The organism is Sphingomonas elodea ATCC 31461, assembly GCF_000226955.1.
Classification (GTDB): Bacteria; Pseudomonadota; Alphaproteobacteria; order Sphingomonadales; family Sphingomonadaceae; genus Sphingomonas; species Sphingomonas elodea.
In genome coordinates, this window is the sequence record NZ_AGFU01000044.1 from 1 (window position 1) to 15,876 (window position 15,876).

The 15,876-nt window shown below is 69.0% G+C and carries 15 protein-coding genes and 1 tRNA gene; 8 read left to right on the forward strand and 8 right to left on the reverse strand.

All coding sequences use genetic code 11. The annotated features are described in order from the left end of the window. Window positions 1-633: 633 nt before the first annotated feature. Together KK7_RS0112985 and KK7_RS22940 are read right to left on the reverse strand one after the other, a co-directional pair. Window positions 634-1,455, reverse strand: coding sequence for a phage antirepressor N-terminal domain-containing protein (locus tag KK7_RS0112985; protein ID WP_010545075.1), 822 nt, complete (start codon window positions 1,453-1,455; stop codon window positions 634-636). A 146-nt stretch (window positions 1,456-1,601) separates the two neighbouring features. After that, window positions 1,602-1,775, reverse strand: coding sequence for a hypothetical protein (locus tag KK7_RS22940; RefSeq protein ID WP_158000008.1), 174 nt, complete (start codon window positions 1,773-1,775; stop codon window positions 1,602-1,604). A gap of 190 nt (window positions 1,776-1,965) precedes the next feature. Between KK7_RS22940 and KK7_RS0112995 the strand changes: the two genes are divergently transcribed. The 4 genes from KK7_RS0112995 (at window position 1,966) to KK7_RS21925 (ending at window position 5,340) form a co-directional block, all read left to right on the forward strand. Next, a complete protein-coding gene (locus KK7_RS0112995; protein ID WP_029623270.1) occupies window positions 1,966-2,145 on the forward strand; it encodes a hypothetical protein in 180 nt (59 codons plus the stop codon). A gap of 141 nt (window positions 2,146-2,286) precedes the next feature. Next, a tRNA-Val gene (locus KK7_RS0113000) sits at window positions 2,287-2,362 on the forward strand. 312 nt (window positions 2,363-2,674) lie between these two features. Next, window positions 2,675-3,838, forward strand: a complete 1,164-nt coding sequence (locus tag KK7_RS0113005; protein ID WP_010545076.1) for a hypothetical protein — start codon at window positions 2,675-2,677, stop codon at window positions 3,836-3,838. Next, complete coding sequence (locus KK7_RS21925) at window positions 3,835-5,340, forward strand: N-acetylmuramoyl-L-alanine amidase (protein WP_010545077.1); 1,506 nt, start codon at window positions 3,835-3,837, stop codon at window positions 5,338-5,340. The genes KK7_RS0113005 and KK7_RS21925 overlap by 4 nt, the downstream gene beginning before the upstream one ends. A 281-nt stretch (window positions 5,341-5,621) precedes the next feature. Here KK7_RS21925 and epsC read toward each other — a convergent pair whose 3' ends face one another. From epsC to KK7_RS0113030, 4 genes are all read right to left on the reverse strand, one after another. Continuing rightward, window positions 5,622-6,593 (reverse strand): serine O-acetyltransferase EpsC, encoded by a 972-nt coding sequence (gene epsC / locus KK7_RS0113015; RefSeq protein ID WP_010545078.1) that lies wholly within the window; start codon window positions 6,591-6,593, stop codon window positions 5,622-5,624. Further along, entirely contained in the window at window positions 6,577-7,875 is a 1,299-nt protein-coding gene (locus tag KK7_RS0113020) for a dicarboxylate/amino acid:cation symporter (RefSeq protein ID WP_010545079.1), read from the reverse strand. The genes epsC and KK7_RS0113020 overlap by 17 nt, the downstream gene beginning before the upstream one ends. Before the next feature lie 127 nt (window positions 7,876-8,002). Beyond that, window positions 8,003-8,371, reverse strand: coding sequence for a hypothetical protein (locus tag KK7_RS0113025; protein ID WP_010545080.1), 369 nt, complete (start codon window positions 8,369-8,371; stop codon window positions 8,003-8,005). A 69-nt stretch (window positions 8,372-8,440) separates the two neighbouring features. Further along, window positions 8,441-9,004 (reverse strand): helix-turn-helix domain-containing protein, encoded by a 564-nt coding sequence (locus KK7_RS0113030; RefSeq protein WP_010545081.1) that lies wholly within the window; start codon window positions 9,002-9,004, stop codon window positions 8,441-8,443. A gap of 93 nt (window positions 9,005-9,097) precedes the next feature. On the opposite strand from KK7_RS0113030, the gene KK7_RS0113035 reads away from it, so the two are divergent. Beyond that, window positions 9,098-9,541, forward strand: coding sequence for a DUF6456 domain-containing protein (locus tag KK7_RS0113035; RefSeq protein WP_010545082.1), 444 nt, complete (start codon window positions 9,098-9,100; stop codon window positions 9,539-9,541). On the opposite strand, the gene KK7_RS0113040 is transcribed toward KK7_RS0113035, so the two are convergent. Continuing rightward, window positions 9,534-11,996 (reverse strand): DUF2339 domain-containing protein, encoded by a 2,463-nt coding sequence (locus KK7_RS0113040; protein ID WP_010545083.1) that lies wholly within the window; start codon window positions 11,994-11,996, stop codon window positions 9,534-9,536. The genes KK7_RS0113035 and KK7_RS0113040 overlap by 8 nt on opposite strands. 29 nt (window positions 11,997-12,025) lie before the next feature. Here KK7_RS0113040 and KK7_RS22610 point away from each other — a divergent pair, with 29 nt between their 5' ends. From KK7_RS22610 to dapF, 3 genes are read left to right on the forward strand one after another with little or no spacing between them, the layout of a single operon-like run. Further along, entirely contained in the window at window positions 12,026-12,181 is a 156-nt protein-coding gene (locus KK7_RS22610) for a glutathione S-transferase N-terminal domain-containing protein (protein ID WP_138983961.1), read from the forward strand. Further along, entirely contained in the window at window positions 12,153-12,626 is a 474-nt protein-coding gene (locus KK7_RS20655; protein WP_010545084.1) for a glutathione S-transferase family protein, read from the forward strand. Before KK7_RS22610 ends, KK7_RS20655 begins: the two co-directional genes overlap by 29 nt. Window positions 12,627-12,636: 10 nt before the next feature. After that, a complete protein-coding gene (gene dapF, locus KK7_RS0113050; RefSeq protein ID WP_010545085.1) occupies window positions 12,637-13,581 on the forward strand; it encodes a diaminopimelate epimerase in 945 nt (314 codons plus the stop codon). Window positions 13,582-13,588: 7 nt separating this feature from the next. Here the strand turns inward: dapF and KK7_RS21565 are convergent, their stop codons facing one another. Next, entirely contained in the window at window positions 13,589-15,775 is a 2,187-nt protein-coding gene (locus KK7_RS21565) for an ATP-binding protein (RefSeq protein WP_010545086.1), read from the reverse strand. Window positions 15,776-15,876 lie beyond the last annotated feature (101 nt).

A 15,876-nucleotide genomic window follows, 5' to 3' on the forward strand; every position in this document is an offset into this window, starting at 1 on the left:
GGGGGGGGGCCCCCTCCTGCATTGCGCCCCCGGAAAGAGCGCTTTTCCCCCCGCCTCGCCCGCCCCCTTTTCGTGTCCCTTTTGATGCAGTAGATCACCCCTGTGGCCGCCCCGGAGGGGGAATGCCTTTCGCGTGATGCGATTTGATGCAGCTAGGGCACCCACGAGGCGGTGCGGCTGCTCTGCCAAAGATCCCGTTGATCAACGCCGAACCCTACCCTCTACGGGGCGGGGAGGCATAACATCGGCAATGCGCGGTCGCGGTAGGCCCTAAGCCCATGATCTAAATGGGGAAAAATATTAGGGGTAACCCATAATCTTTATTAACATCAGGCCCCACAATTTACCCAAGCTATTGAAATAGAAAGAATATAATTTCCAAAAAGATTATACCTATCACCCATAATGTCGTTATGCCGATGTTAGCCGTTTTGTTAGCGCGGAAATGGCAGAAAACCGCCGATGTTATCGATGTTATGTCGTCCCCGCGTGCTACTCCCTCTCCCGGCGGGGGACGCCGCCAATCTAACAGACGATCGGAAGCAAGATCCTTTCGTCGATCGCTGAACGGTAGCCAGCCCAGGAGCCGCAAGGCTGCTGCGCCGGCATACCTCCAGCTCGGCCGAGACGCCTTCAGACCCTTGCATAGTGAACGCTGTCGACCCCGACATAGAGCCCCGGTTCGCGCGTATCGAGCGGGTCCCAGCCCTCGGGCTGGCGCTGGATGCGCACCGCCTCGGCATGTCGACGGATCGCGGCACGATCTTCTTCCGTGCCCAAGCGATAGGCGTCCCGAATTGCGCGCTCAGCTTCGGTAAGTGTCCGCTCGCCGAAGTAAATATAGCGCACGTCCATGCCTACGATCTCCAGCGAGTGAATAACATCACTTTTCCTAAGCGCGTCCTCATGCTTTTCCAGTTGGCGCAATTTATGCTTGGAGAACGTGGCGACGTTCTCAAGGGTTCGCCCCTTCTCTCGCTCCCATCTTGCGCGCTCCTCAATGAAGCGCTCGCACAGGCTCTGCCCCGAACCGCCCTTCTGCCAGGGCTCGTCGTCCGGAATGACGTGGATCCGCGGGTTCACCGCGACGCCTTTTCGCCAGTAGGAATCGAGCACCGCATAACCTTCGAGCTGCAGGTTCTCGATGTGTGGGCGGGCGCTTTCGGCCACCTTATTGAGGTTCTGGCGGAACAGCCAACCGTGGAAAAACATGAGTGGCAGGCAGACTTGAGCCTGGCCGTTCGACAAAGCCGTGGTCATTATGACCACGGCTTTTGCAAGTATCTGATCTCTCATAATATTCCGGCGAGCACTCGGCCAGTCCATGCCGATCCCCTCGCAGAACGGACGCATCGGGACATATGCCACGTCCTCGTGCATGAAGGTCGGCACTCGGGTGCTGCCGGCATCAACGAACATCACCTCTGCCCGTTGAGTGGCTGATTTGCTTGCCATTCTCAGAACTCCTCATGTGTCTGGATAGAAGCCGTAGCCCCTAGGGCCACGGCTCGGCGGGAGCGTTGGCAAAGCCGTCATCATAGTGATGACGGCTGGAGGGGGGAGCGAAAGCCGTTGTCATAATGACAACGGCTTCGGACCTGTCACTCGGGAGGCTTTGCCGGCGGCGCTTCGGCCGCGAGGGCGATCGCGACCAGCTGGCGGATCGCCTCGGCGCGAGATGGGATCGACGGTTGGCTCCTTCGCCAGTTGTCGAGCATGGCGAGCCACTCTTCCGAGGCGCGCATCTGGAACACTTTATCGTGATGTAGAGGCATGCGAGCGAGCGTATTGCATGTGTTGACATGATGCAAGCTGCATGTAATTACATTTGGCAGCCCGACGCGGTGTCCTACCACCGCGCCGGGCCTAACTCGAACCGAGGGAAGCCTCCCCATGGCCCAAGCTAATACCGAAACTAGCCGAACCGCCGCCGGCTTTGAAACAGATTTCGCCGCAGATCCCCGCGTGCGGCTCTATCGCCTCGGCCGCGCGGTCGATGGCCTGCGCGCGCTGGCGCATGATGGCCCGGTCGACACCGCTCGAGACGTTGTCGAGATCGCCCGCGAGGATCTGGCGGCGCTTTTCGAGATCATCGGCGACCAGGTCGCGCACGCTTCGGCCGATCTGGCGCGCGGCAGCCACTGAGGGGCGGTTTCGGTTCGGGGATAGTTCGGGAATAGTTCGGGACGCCCCGTCCCGAAGCATGCCGCTCGTATCCCCTCTGTTCCGCAAATCGCCAGTTGACCAGCCGAGAAAATCGCGTAAATCCGCGCTCTCCGGGCGACCGGGCGGTTAGCTCAGTTGGTAGAGCATCTCGTTTACACCGAGAGGGTCGGCGGTTCGAGCCCGTCACCGCCCACCATTTCCTTCCGAAGCGGATATGATTGCGCTTGGGTCGATCGTTGCCTGCGCAGCGGCAGGCGGCTTGCGCGATCGCGAACCTGAAGAAAATATCCAGCGCCTGCGAAGGGTCGCAAGATGTCGGCGAAGGTGATCGCGCATCATTCGGCCGTGCAGATATGGTGCCGCCCACGATATGCCAAGCATTCCGGTTGACGAATAGCTGCACTGTGCAAGACTTGTGCGCAGGGGCTTCAGATATCGCATGAGTCGCGCGCAGCATCGTCCGCGGGGATAGTCTGTATATCTGCTGGCGGGGGAGCGTTGGCATGGAATGTATCGATTCATTCGTCGTGCAGGACGCCGCCCGAACGAGGGCGGCGGCGTGAACGTCGCGGATCTTGCGCGGGGCGAACGCGACTCGGCAGGTGTCGAGGTACTGCAATTCTATGCGCGCAAGCTGCCCGACTATGCCGTGTACCGCACGCGCGAACGGGTCACCATCCATTTCGCCGATGCGCCGGACAAGGCCGATGCGCAACGCAAGGCGCTCGCACCTCTGGCGCCGCTGCGCGGGGAACTGAACGGCCTGGTCGATGGCTGGCGCGAGGCACCGATTCGCCCGGCGGGGTGGCTGCGGCAGTTGGCGGGCGAGGGGAGTGGCCGGGGCTTGCGGGCGCGCGCCGCCCGCTACGACCGGCGCGTCGCGGATGCGCTGGTAGTGGCGCTCGAAGGCGACCGGGCCAGCGCGCAGGCGGTGCTGGAGGGGATCCGGGCGGACGTGCTGGCGGAGCGGGTCGGCTGGGCGCGCTTCCAGTATCTCCTGGTTGCGGCCGCGGCCGCGCTGGTCTTCGTCTCGCTGGCGAGCCTGGTGGCGGCCTTTCAAGGGCGGGGCGGGTGCCTGACGGCGGTCGACCCGCGTTGCTTCGAACATGCGCCGGACCTGTGGCGCGGCGGCATGGGCGGCGCGCTGGGCGGCTTCTTCTCGATCGCGCTGGCGATCCGCGGGCGCACCGTATTGCCGGATCTCAACCGCCGGGCGAACGCCCTCGATGCGGCGCTCCGCGTGACCATCGCCATCATTGCCGGGACCGTCTTCGTCGCGCTGCTGCGGTCGGGTGTCGTACAATTGGCGATCGCCGGCAGTGCCACGGCGGCGTCGGATGCGCTGTATATCGGCCTGGCAGGGTTCCTCGCCGGTTTCAGCGAGCGGCTGGTCCCCGACTTGCTCGCCAAGGCGGAAGCCCGTGCGGACCTCCCGCCGCCGGTTGCCGGCACGCCGGCGGCGGCAGGTGGCGCCGCGGTCGCGGCTGCCGATCCGCCGCCCGCCGCTCCCGCCCCCGAGGCTGACGGCAGTGCCGAGGCGGATGCCGGCGAAACGCATGGCGATGGCTGCCTTGCCGACACGTCCCTTACCGAGGCGGAACTGACGCCCGATGCGATGCTGCCGCCCGCCTCCGGCGGGGTGGCGCCCGCGCCGGAGGAGCCGACGCGATGACCTACACCCTGATCTGGCTGCCCGAGGTGCTGGAGCGTGCCGGTCTGCGGGTTGCCGAAGTGCCCGATTGGCGGACGCGCGGACGCGGCGAGATGGGCCCGGTACTGGGCGTGATGTGCCACCACACCGGCACGATCGCGGGCGGCAACATGCCTACGCTCGATACGCTGGTACATGGGCGGGCGGACTTGGCGGGGCCGCTGTGCCAGCTCGGGCTGGGGCGCGACGGCACCTATTATGTCGTGGCCGCGGGGCGCGCCAACCATGCCGGTCCCGGCCGGTGGGAAGGGGTTACCACCGGCAATCGCAGCTTCATCGGGATCGAGGCGGAGAATGGCGGCCGGCCGGAGGATCTTTGGCCGGACGTGCAGATGGAGGCGTATCAGCGCGGCGTCGCGGCAATCCTGAAGCATATCGGCGCGGGCGCGAACATGTGCTGCGGCCACAAGGAATGGGCGCCCGGGCGAAAGCCCGATCCCTTGTTCGACATGGCCCGCTTCCGCGCCGAGGTGCAGGCATTGCTGTCCGGCCGCTCGCCGCCGCCGCCGATCGCTCTGGTCGACGATCAGGGGCGGCCGACGCTGCGGCGGGGCATGCGCGGCGCGCCCGTGCAGCAGTTGCAACACGCCCTGGGGCTGACGCCCGACGGCATCTTCGGCGGCGTGACCGAGGCGCGGGTGCGTGCCTGGCAGCGACAGCACGGGCTGGTGCCGGACGGCATCGTCGGCCCGCGCAGCTGGGAGATGCTGGACCAGCCCCGGCCCGACATGGAGGCGGTGGTACGGGGTGTAGGAGCAGCGCCGGGGCCGCCGCCCGCAGGGCCATCGCTGACCGACCAGATCGACCTGGCCTTTCTCAAGCTTGCCTTCCCCGAAAGTGTGCCGGAGGCGCTGGCCGTCTGGGTCGCGCCGATGCAGCGTGCCTGCCGGCGTTACGGTATCGACACGGACCGGGAGATTTGCAGCTTCCTCGCCAATATCGGCGTGGAAAGCGCGGGGCTGACCCGGCTTGCCGAAAGCCTGAACTACAGCGTGGAAGGCCTGCTGACCACGTTCCGACGAACCCGGATCAGCGAAGCGGACGCGCGTCGGCTGGGCCGCAAGCCAGGCGAGCGCAGCCTGCCGCTTGCCCGCCAGGAAGCGATTGCCAACCTTGTATATGGCGGCGACTGGGGGCGCATAAATCTCGGCAATATCGAGCCCGGCGATGGCTGGCGCTTCCGCGGCTACGGTCCCAAGCAGCTGACCGGCCGCGCCAATTGCATTCGGTTCGGCGAGTCGGTGAACCTGCCGGTGGAGCAGGTCCCGGACTTCCTGCGCACGCCCGAGGGCGGCTGCCTGGGGGCAGGCTGGTTCTGGAAGACCAACGATCTCGACCGCTATGCCGCGACCCCCGGGCTGACCGACGATCGCCGGGCGATCAACGGCGGCACCCTAGGACTGGCGGCGGTGGAGCAGCGCTTCGACCGGCTGATGGCCGAACTGGCGCGGCGGCGGGGATAGGAAGGGGCAACGGTGGCCTCTATTCTTTCGTTGCAGACCTTGGGCATGCATTCCACCCCGGCACCATGAAGTTTCATCGGGCGAGAGGCTGGAACTTGGGCGTGGCGGTTCCCTCTGGTCACTCGCCCTTGATCTCGCGGTCATCGGGGCCGCGGCTACAGCCTTGGGCCGCTTCATCCCTCTGGTGATCCGCTTGGTCTTGCGACGTCGCTAACGAACCTCTCGCCGCCATTCATGCCGCTGCTGTTTAGAGCATTGAAGCACTCCAAGTCCGCATCGCCTCAATCCCGATGCGCCGCCAGCCTTGCTGTCATGTTGTTCTGCGCGTCGCCATGGAGCGGGACCGCGGCGGGCTGGACCAGTACGCTGTGCGGCGGCACGTCGTCCAGCAGCCAGACATTGCCGCCGATCGTGCTGCCCCGCCCGATCGTGACCCGGCCTAGGATCGTGGCACCGGCATAGATGATCACGTCATCCTCGATGATCGGGTGGCGGGCATAGCGGCTGCGCGGCCCCGCCGGTGCCAACCCCAGCGGGCTGCGCGCGCCGAGCGTGACATGCTGGTAGAGCCGCACGTTGCGGCCGATGATCGTCGTCTCGCCGATCACCACGCCGGTGCCATGGTCGATGAAGAAGCTGGGCCCGATGGTTGCGGCGGGGTGGATGTCGATGCCGGTGCGGGCATTGGCGAGCTCGGACAGGATCCGCGCGACGATCACCGCCCCCAGTCCGTGCAGCTGGTGGGCGATGCGATAATGGAGGATCGCCAGCGCGCCGGGATAGCTGATCAGGATCTCGTCGACGCTCCGCGCGGCGGGGTCGCCGACGAACGCGGCGTCGACATCCTCGTCGAGCAGGGTGCGGATCTCCGGAAGGGCGGCGGCGAACAGGCGGACGAGCAGGTCGGGCTGGTCGCTCTCGAACGGGGTGGTGCTGTGAAGCTGCCAATAGTCAAATTCGGCGGCGAGCTGCTCGCGCAGGATGGCAAGGGCCTGGCCGAGCTGCTCCGCGACGAAATCATCCTCGCGGGCAATGCCGCCGCGAAAGCCGCCGAGGCGGGTAGGGAACAGGGCGGCGGCGACATGCTCGACAAAGCGGGCAAGCTCGGTCGGCGCGGGAAAGCGCGACAGGCCGCGATGCTCGGCCCGCCGCTCGCGCCAGGCGGAGCGAACCGTGTTGAGCGCCGAGACCGCATCCGCAATCTCGCCGGCGAACGGATGACCGGACACCATCGCGTCAGGCCGTGGCAGCATGGGCCGGGGTGCCGAGCGCATCGGAGGCGAGCAGGCCACTCTGGCGCGCGACGATGGTCGGCACCAGTGCCTGGCCGGCAACGTTCACCGCGGTGCGGCCCATGTCGAGGATCGGGTCGATCGCCAGCAGGAGTCCCGCACCTTCGAGCGGCAGGCCCAGGGTCGAGAGGGTGAGGGTCAGCATCACCGTGGCGCCCGTGAGTCCCGCGGTCGCGGCCGAGCCGACCACGGCGACGAAAGCGATCAGGCCATAGTCCGCCAGGTGCAGCGGCACGCCGAAGAACTGGGCGACGAAGATCGCCGAAATAGCGGGGTAGATCGCCGCGCAGCCATCCATCTTGGTGGTCGCCCCCAGCGGCACCGCAAAGGCCGCATAGGCGGCGGGCACGCCGAGCCGCTCGACCACCTCCTCGGTCACCGGCAGCGTGCCGACCGACGAGCGCGAGACGAAGCCGAGCTGGATCGCCGGCCAGGCGGTGGCGAAGAAGCGCAAGGGGTTGAGGCCGTTGGCGACGAGCAGGGCCGGGTAGACGACCAGCAGCACCAGTGCGAGGCCGATATAGATGGCGACCGCATAGGCACCGAGCGCCGAGAGTGCATCCCAGCCATAGCGGACCACCGCGTCGCCGATCAGCGCGGCGGTGCCGATCGGCGTGAGGGCGATCACCCAGCGCAGCAGCCGGCGGAAGATCACAAGCGCAGAGGCGTTGAACTGGAGGAAGGCGCTGCCCGCCTCGCCCACCCGCACCGCCGCCGCACCGATCGCGATGGCGGCGACGATGATCTGGAGGACGTTGAACGACAGGGCGGTGCTCGCCGCGCCGTCCTTGAGGCTGGTCGAGGCGGTGAGGCCGAGGAAGTTGGCCGGCACCACGCCTTTCAGGAAATCGAGCCAGGAGCCGGTGCTCCCCGGCGCCTTGGCCGCGGTTGCGGCGACGCCGGCATGGAGGCCGGGCTGGAGCAGCAGGCCGAGCGCGATGCCGATCAGCACCGCGATCAGAGCCGTGGCAGCAAACCAGAACAGCGTGCGGGCGACGAGCTTGGCCGCGTTTTCGAGATCGCGCAGCGCCGCGATCGACGCGACGATGGCGGTGAAGACGAGCGGCGGCACGAGCGCCTTGAGCAGCTGGACGAAGATCTGGCCTATGGTGTGCAGCGTCTCGCCCAGCGCCGCCTGTCCGGTCGCGCGGACGACGAAGCCGAGCGCGAGACCGGCGGCCATGCCCAGCAACACCTGCCAGGCGAAGGGAAAACGAAAACGGGGTGGGGCGGCGATGGCCATGCGCGGGCAGCTCCTTGTCGAGCTGCCAAAATATCCTAGCGCGGCGCTAGGAGAACGAAGAATTGCTTTCAGCCGGTTTGGCCCGGCTTGGGGCCGGGCAGCCGCAGGGGCCGCCCGGCGCGCCCGGTCAGTTCGCCTTAAACGTCGGCTTCTCGCCGGTGAAGGCGACGGTGACATAGCTGTTGTCGCACAGATTGATGTTCGGCCAGACCGCGTTCGTCTTGTCCTCGAAGGTGGCGCGGACGTCGAACTTGCAGGCGCTTGCCGCCTTGTCGAAATGCACCGTGGTCTTGCCACCCGGCTTGACCTTGCCGTCCTTGTTCAGCTCGGGATCGAACTTGTTCGCGGCCCAGTTGCCGGAACCGGTCGGCGCGACCTCGATCTTCTCGATCAGCTTGCCGGTGTGGTTGGTGAGCATGAAATCCCAGTCTTCGGCCAGCGCGGGGCCGGCCGCGGCGAGGATCGCTGCGGATGCAATGAGAGCCAGTCTCTTCATGGTCTTCTTCCCTCCTGTTGCACAGCATTTTGCGCGGAACCGAGGCCGCGGGCAAGGGCGTAACAATGCCTATAGCGCGCGCACCAGCCGCACCGCGACCGCGATCCAGGCGGGATCGGTCACCACCTGTTGGCGGCCTCCGGCGCCGGGCGGTAGCAATTGCAGCCGGTCGCCTTCGCGCCCGATCAGGCGGCCGAACAGAAAGCGGCCCGCCGGGCGCGGCACCAGCACGTCGCGGTTGAGCGCGCGGCCGAACTCGGCAGGGGGCAGCCGCTCGCACCAGATTGCGTCGCCGCTGCGATACTCGCCGATGCTCGCCTCGACCGCGATCGCCACGGTGCCGGCTTCGGGGCGCGGCGCCACCAGGGTCGCCGGGCGGCGGGGGGCATGGGCGCCGTCCGCTTCGAGTACCGCGGCGACGGGAATGTCGGGGCGATCGGGGAGTTGTACGAGATCGGCAGCATCCACCTCCAGCGCCGCAGCGATGCGGTTTAGCCAGGCGACGGAGACGGTACGGGTACCTGTTTCGAGGCGGCCGATCGTCTGTGCGGTCGTCGGCGGCACGCAGCGACGGGCGACATCGTCCAGCGTCAGGCCCTTGGCGCGGCGGACTTCGCGGATGGCGGTGATCATGTCCAGCTCCTAACCAAATCGGTTTTCTACTTTCCTACAGATGCGCCGCGGTGGCAAGGGAGATCAGTAGCGGAACATAAGGAGGCCGATGCGATGCAGGACCGGGTGGAGCGGCCGATGGCGCGGGCACGGAGCGTCACCGTAAACCTTGCGGAGTCCCCGCTCGCGTGGTTGCGCGCGCGCGGGCATGTCGATGCGCGGCAATATGAGGCGGGCGAGCGGCTGCGCGGCGACTATGAGACGGCGTCGCTTGGCCCGCGCGTGACGATGCGCTGGGGCCCGGCGCCGCGCGAGGGCGGCCGCCGCGCTGCGCCGGAGCCGATGGACCCGACCATGGCGCAGATCGCGGCCAAGCGCCGCTTCGATGCGGCGATCGCGGCGGCGGGCGGGGGCCTTTCCGACATCCTTTGGCGCGTGGTGTGCGCGGGCGAGGGCCTGAGCGCCGCCGAAAAGGAGCTCGGCTGGCCGGCGCGCGCGGGCAAGCTGGTCCTTTGCCTCGCGCTCGACCGGGTCGCCGATCATTACCGGCTCAGCTGAGTGGCGGCGGCTCCGCTGGCGGGGCCGGACGGGCGAGGAAGCGGCCATAGGCCCAGCCGATCGCGATCAGCGCCACGCCCAGCCCCAGGAACGACAGGATGCGGAGCAGCCCGTCAAGCGCGGCGGCGTCGATCAGGAACACCTTGAAGGTGGCGATGGTCAGCAGGCCAAGCCCGGCGAGGCGCAGGTAGTGCGCGCCGCCGGCGATCCCGCGCCACAGCCAGAACAGCGCCAGCACAAGCAGCGCTGCCGAATAGCCGCCATTCTCGAAGCTGCCTACCGGCCCGGTGAGCAGCGTGCCGTGCGTCAGCCAGCGAGCCGCGGCGAGCAGGGCGGCGATGCTGAGCAGGGCGGCGGGCACGCGCAGCCGGGGCAACGTCCAGCACCAGAAGGCGGTAAGGGCGAGGTGCAGCGCGAACAGCGGTCCTGCCGCCTGCGCTTCGATCGCGGGGTTGAGTATCAGCAGGTCGAACCAGGCGAGACGGCCAAGGCCGAGGAGGAGGAGGGCCCGGCCGAGCAGCGGCAGGCGGCCTGCCCGCAGCAGCGCCCAGCCTGCGCCGAGGACCATCTGGGTCAGCGCTGCCCGCTCGGCGAAGCCCCAAGCGAGGAATCGCTCCGGCGTCGTTATCGCCAGCAGCTGCTTGGCGAGCGTATAGAGAAGCAGCACGCCAGCGGTGCCGGCGAGGGTCGCCGCGCCGCGCCGGAAGCGGCCGAATCCGTGCGGGTCGGCAAGGACGGCGAGGGCTACGGCAACGGGCAGGGCCAGCGTCCGCAGCAGGTCGGCAAGGGGCGGCAGCCGGGTGAAGGGAAGATGCGCCCCCGCCAGCGACGTCCCGATGGCATCGGCCAGTGCCGCGAGCTGCGGGGCGGCGGCGATCAATGCCGTGGCCAAGGGCAGGACCGGCAGCGCGAACAGCCGCGGCGCGCGACAGCGCCGTGCCCAGAGTGCGAGCGCCCCCAAGGCGAGTGCCAATGGCAGCGACAGCCAGCCCGCGGGCACGACCTGCGCCAGCGCGACCGTGGCCAAGACGGCTGTCGCCAGGGTCGCGCCCGGCAGGGCGGGATCGTCGGACTCGCTGCGCAGCTGCCAGGCAATTCGGGCGCATGCGGCGGCGGTCAGCGCTTCGGCCAGGCCCCAGACCGTGTCCGGCAGCAGGTCGGCGGCGAAGCCATGGGCGACGAGCACCGGGCCTCCCGCGCCGAGCAGCGCCAGCGTCACCCAGCTGCGGCCGCGCGCCCAGAACCACTGGCCTGCACCGCCGAACAGCAGCGTCGCGACGATCGCCGCTTCCGGTGTCGTGCCGCGGTGGGTCGAGGCAAGTGCCAGCGCCTCCAGCACCAGCACGAGCACGGCGCTGGCGAGGGCGCCGGGCAGATAGACCGGGTCGCGCCACGACAGCATCAGCGTCGCGGCAGCGAGAACGAGGTAGAAGCTCCAGGCGAGCGGGCCGAACTCGAGGCCCGGCGCGATCGCCACCAGCTGGAGCAGCCCGACGAGCAGCGGGACGAGCCGCAGCCAGCGGTTGCGAATACCGGCAGCCGGAAGCGCGGCGCTCGCGCCTCCCGCCAGCAGCATTGTGTAGAGGCCGATCGCCGGGAGGTTGCCGCGCCCGCCGAGCACCGCGATCAGGAACTGCGTCCAGGCCAGTCCCGCGATGCTCGCCGCCAGCGCCAGCCAGCCCCAGCGGCGATGGACGGCAAGGCCGAACAGAGCGGCCACGAACAGGCCGAGATAGACGAGCAGTGGCGCGATGCCGGCGGCATCGAACCCTGCCAGAAGGGGTGCGAGGAAGCCGCCGGCGAGGGCCATGATCGCGGTGGGCGGTCCATGTCGGAGCGCGAGGCCCATGGCTCCCAGCGTGACCAGGACGACAGCAGCAAAGGCGGGGAGCGGCTGGATCAGGTGGTACAGCGCAGCGGCCATGTAGAGCGTGCCGTACAGGCTGGCGATGCCGGCTCCGGCCAGTGCCTGCCCGAGCCGCGCATCATCCCGGGTTGCGGGCAGGCGGCGAACGACTTCGCTCACGCCGACAAGCGCGAGACCGAACAGCGCCGCGATGCCCGTGCGGGCGGCGGGGCCCAGCAGACCCTGCTCGATCGAGTAGCGGACGAGGAAGAAACCGGCGAGCACCAGCGCCACGCCGCCGATCCAGATCGGCAGCCGTCCGCCGACCAACGTTTCGATATTGAGCTTCGGCAGCTCGAATCGGGCTGCAGGCTCCACCGGAGGCGCGGGCGGCGGCTCTGCCGGAGCCGTTCGCGGCGGGTGCTCCTCGGCGGCGGTTCGGAGCTGGGCAGGTGTGCGCGCCTGCGATGCGGCTGCTGCCGGGGACAGCCGATCGAGCCGCTCCTGCAGGACCTCCAACTCGCGTTCGAGCTGATCGATGCGGCGCTTGAGCACCGCGAACGCCGCTGTGACGCCGCAGGCCAGCACCAAGAACAGATAAAAGCTCATCGTGCGCAGCCTTGCACGTCTGGCGGGCAATGTCGCGTGAACGGCGCGCGACGGGGCGGAAAATCGGCCATGCCGGACCCAGCAGTTCCGATCCCGAGTTTCGCGCGATCAGTCCGTTCGGCAAGATGCCGGGATTTTTAGACGGCGACTTCGCGATTGCGGATTCGACCGCGATCGTCACCTAATCTCGAGGCAGAATATCCCGAGCCCAACCTGATTCCGCTGGCCGCCGAGGCGCGCGCCCGCACCATCTGGTTCGACGAACTGGCGGATACGGTGATGATGGCGGAGGGCTCGGCGATTTTAGGGAACCGCTTCGTGAAGCCGCGGGTGATGCAGTCGCCGTGCGATCATGATGCGGCCGACCAGGCCGAGCATCAGCAGCTGCCCCCGATCCTCGACTATCTGGAGCGGACCATCCCCGACAGCGGCTTCCTGGTGGAGGACCGGCTGACCCTGGCCGACATCGCCGTCGCCAGCCCGCTGGCGACGCTCGGCTGCATCGGCGTGTGCGTCGATTCCGCCCGCTACCCGCGCACGGCCGCCTATATCGACGCGATCCACGCGCGCGATCACGCGCAGGTGAAAGCGATGGGCGGGCCGGTAGCCAAGGCGCCCGCCACCGCCTAGATGGGCGGCCATGCGCATCCAATTCCTCAAGTGCCACGGCTCGGGCAACGACTTCCCGCTGATCGACGCTCGTGCGCTGACCCTGACCGAGCCCGAATGGGCCATCCTCGCCCGTCTGCTCGCCGACCGCGGCGGGCCGGTGGGCGGTGACGGCCTGCTCGCGCTGGTGCCGGGCGACGACGCCCACGCCTTCGGCATGCGGATGTGGAACTCGGACGGATCGGAGGCGGAGACCTGCCTCAACGGCCTGCGCTGCACCGCGCGGCTGGGCTTCGACGTGCTGGGGCTGGACGCGGCGCAGGTGAAGCTGAAGACCAGCTCCGCCAGCGTTGCCCGCGACCCCGAAATCGCCCCCGGCGTCGTGACGATCCGCACCCTGGTGGGCCCCAATTCGACCCGCGCCGCCGATGTCGGGCTGGTCGGCGCGCCGGAAGCGGTGATCGACGCGCGCATCGAGGGCCTGCCCAACCCGCGCCGTTTCACCGCGGTGGCGATGCCCAACCCCCATCTCGTCACCTTCGTCGATGCGGTCGACGAGGACGAGCTGGTCGCGCTGGGGACCTGGTGCGAGGGCCGCCCGGCGCTGCTGCCGGCGCGCGGCAACGTATCGTTCGTCGAGCAGCGCGGCCCCCAAAGCCTGTTCGTCCGCACCTTCGAGCGCGGCGTGGGCCTGACCGACAGCTGCGGCAGCGCGATGGCCGGATCGGTGCTCAGCGCGGCGCTGACCGGCCGCGTGCCGTTCGGCACCCCGATCGAGGTGTTCAACCGCGGCGGCATGGTCCGTGGCCAGGCCGAGGCGGACCGGCGGGTGATGCTGAGCGGGAATGCGACGTTCGAGGGGCTGTTCGCGATCGAGGCGGATCTGGCCGGCGGGATGCTGGGCACGCCCGTGCTGATCGAGGACCGACCGGCCGAGCGTGCCGCGTGGCGCAACGCGGTGGCCGCGCTCCGCTAAGCCGGGCTCAGGCCGGCTCGATGGCGCGTTCCGGCGCGGCCAGCGCGGGGAGGGTGAAGCACAGCCGCGCGCCCCGGGCGACCCCGGCCTCGGCATGGATCCGACCGCCATAGGATTCGACGATCGTCCGGCAGATCGACAGCCCAAGGCCCAGGCCGGAGGCAGGCCGCGAGGAGACGAAGGGCAAGAAGACCTCCTCCGGCGCGCCGATGCCGGGGCCGTTGTCCGTCACGGTCAGCTGGACGGTGCCGTCCGGCTGGGCCGCGCTGGCGATGACGATGTGGCCGGCGGGGTGGCTGCGCACCGCCTGCACCGCGTTGCGCAGCAGGTTGAGCAGCACCTGCTGGACCTGCACCTTGTCCGCCGCGACCCAGGCCGCTTCGGGATCGAGCTTCACCGCGAATGTCGCCGGGCAGCCGGGGGTGGAGGCGTGGAGCAAGGCCAGCGCATCGTCCACCGCCTCGGCAACGCGCGCCGCGCCGTCGCTGCGCCGATTGGCGGCCATGTCGCGTGCCCGCTGCATGATGCCCTGCGCGAGGACGATCTGCGCCCTGGCCTTGCCGAGCAGATCGGCCTGGTGGGCGGTCGCGGCGCTGCCGAGCTGTACCGCCGCGATATAGTTGGACGCGGCGGTGAGCGGCTGGGCGATCTCATGCGCGATCGTCTCCGCCATGATGTTCATCGCCTGGACGCGGGCGCCGTGGGCAACTTCCTCGCGGAGGGCGGCATGGGCCTTTTCGGCGCTCACGTCCTGATCCGTGCCGATCAGCGAACGGACCGAACCGTCCGCCTCCACGATCGGCACGATGCGGATGCGGCGGTGCGAGCGATGCCGCCGACCGGTCCGCGCCACCACGTCGCAGCTTTGCGGACGCTTGCCGGCGATGGCGCCGCGCACCGCCGCCAGCAACCGGCGTCGATCCTCGCGGGGGAGCAGCGCCAGCGCGGTGCGGCCGCCCACCATGTCGTCGTCGGGCGCGCGATCGTACATCCGGCAGAGCTGGTCGGAGAGGACCAGCCGATCGCCGGCGCAATCATATTCCCAGTCGCCGATGCCGCCGATCCGCTGCGCCTCGTGCAGCCGGTCGTTGGTGCCGGCGAGGTCGCGGGCGGCCTTGTCGCGGCGGAGCAGTGCGTGGATCGCCAATCCCGCGAACAGCGCGATGGCGAGCGTGATCGCCGTCGTCATCCCCCGTACCCGGGCGACGCGACCGTCCTCGGCGGCGAGCACGTCGCGCTCGGCGATGCCGCTGGTGACGAAGATGCCATATTCGGCAAGTCGCCGGTGGCTGAAGATGCGGCGGATGCCGCTATAGGCGCTGGGGCCGATATAGGTGCCGTCGGGATGGGCCAGCTGCTGGCGCATCGGCAGCATTCCGGCAACGCTGTCACCATAGCTGATCCGGGCGCCGGTGCGGCGGGCCAGAGTGACGCCATCCAGCCGGATGACCGAGATCACGTCGAGCGGGCGGGTGACGGCGCGCTGGTTGAAATCGACGAAGCGCTCGACCGGGATGCGCACCACCACCGCGCCGCGGAAGGTGCCGTTCGCATCGCGGATGGCGCGGGAGACCGAGACCAGCGGGCGCGGCACGAACCGGCTGATCTCCGCCGCGCTGATCGCGATCCGGTTCGACCGATCGTCGCGCAGCCGGCCGAAGGCGGGGTTGCGGGCGAGGTCGAGCGGCGGCAGGCCGGGGACCGAAGCCCAGCGCACCACGCCGCGCGCATCGAGGACGGCGACCGAGGCGAAGAGCCGGTTGCCGGCGATCGGGTCCTCCAGCCGTCGCGGGGGCGCGGCCGGGCCGGTCGCAGGCGCCAGCGTGGCGAAGCGATCGGCATAATGGTCGATCGCCAGCCGGGCGCTGTCGAGCGTGCGGGCGACGAACTGCTGATAGGCGATCGCGCGGTTGGCGTTTTCGCGGGTGGCGGCGGCCAGCGCGTCGGCCCGGGCCTGGGACAGCATCTGCTCTCCCGCACTCCACAGCAGCGCGGCGACAACGGTGGCACCGACGATGATGAGCAGCAGGATCGGGCGCACCGGCCCCAGCGCGGTGCGGTGGACCGGATAGCGGAAGCCGCTGCTGATCGGCGCCGGCGCGAGGCCGGCCTGGCCGGTCGGGCGGCGCGGATGCGGGGGCCGCGCGGGGCGACGCCGCAGCGTGCGGCGCAGCGGGCGGACAAACGAGGACATGGTAATGGGCGAAGAAACCCTGAAAATCGGCAAAGCACGTCTCCGAAACGCCAGCGAGCGGGCCCGTCACGCACGTGACGCACCGCCAGTCTGGGCAACGA